The 1,187-nt window shown below is 64.4% G+C and carries 1 protein-coding gene; it reads left to right on the top strand.

What is annotated here, in order from left to right:
* Window positions 1-46 precede the first annotated feature (46 nt).
* On the top strand, window positions 47-1,187 hold a 1,141-nt coding region (locus tag AC1D1P_RS23805; RefSeq protein ID WP_477674711.1), incomplete at its 3' end, for a type II secretion system protein GspD.

Genomic DNA, 1,187 nt, shown 5'->3' with positions numbered 1-1,187 from the left:
GTATCCGGCGACGGCAAGCAAGTAGTCGGAGTACCAGGAACTGACCGTGCGTTCCTTCCGCGTCACCAACAGTGACCTCAAATACCTGGCCGGCATGCTCAAGACCATGCTCAAGCTGAAAGACGTTTCAGCCGACGAGCGCAGCGGCCTGCTGGTCATACGCGACACGCCTGAAACCCTGCGCATCGCCGAAAAATTGATTGCCCTGCACGACGAGYCCGACCCGGAGGTCATGCTCGAAGTGGAAGTGCTGGAGATCTCGGAGGGCCGCAACAGCAACCTGGGCGTCTCCCCACCCAGCGCCATCACCATCGGCACACCCAGCGGCGGCGCGACCACGCCGGGCGGGACCGTCAGCAGCCTCACCATCGGCCAGCTCAGGCAACTGGGCGTGGGCGGCCTCACGGTCTCCCCGATTTCGGGCACGCTCAACTTCAAGCTACAGGACACCGAAACCCGCATCCTGGCCAGCCCGCGCATCCGGGCGCGCAACCGCGAAAAAGCCAAGATTATGATCGGCGACCGCGTGCCCACCATCATCAACAACGTCACGCCGGTCAACGGCGGCTCCTCCGTTGTCACCGGCACCATCACCTACCAGGACGTCGGCCTCAAGCTCGAGTTCGAACCGCAGGTCTACGCCAGCAACGACGTGGGCATCAAGATCAACCTCGAGGTCAGCAACATCGCGCGTGAATTCACCGACCCGCAGGGCAGCCGCTCGTACCAGATCGGTACGCGCAACGCCAGCACCTTTCTGCGTCTGGCCGATGGGGAGACGCAGGTCCTGGGCGGCCTGATCACCGACGAGGAGCGCAACACCGCCGACAAGATTCCGGGCCTGGGGCACTTGCCCATGGTCGGACGCTTGTTCGGCAACTCGAGCACCACCAAGTCGCGCTCTGAAATCGTGCTCGCCATCACGCCACGCATCGTGCGCAACTACGCCAATCTCGGCCTGGACCGGGCCAGCGTGTTCTCGGGAACGGCGCTGACACTGCGCGACCGGCAGATTCTGGGTGACCCAGTGGGCGGTTTGAGTCTGCCCAACGGACTGGGAGGCCGTCTCGCGCCAGCCGGCGGCATCACGCCTGCACCACAGATGCCGGGAGCACTGGGGACGCCATCGCCTACGCCAGCCATTTCACAACCTCTTCCGCAGCCCATTCCCGCCATGCCGCTGAGTG

The sequence above is a fragment of the Polaromonas sp. P1_E1_2 genome, assembly GCF_056406035.1.
This window is presented reverse-complemented; position numbering and strand designations above follow the sequence as displayed.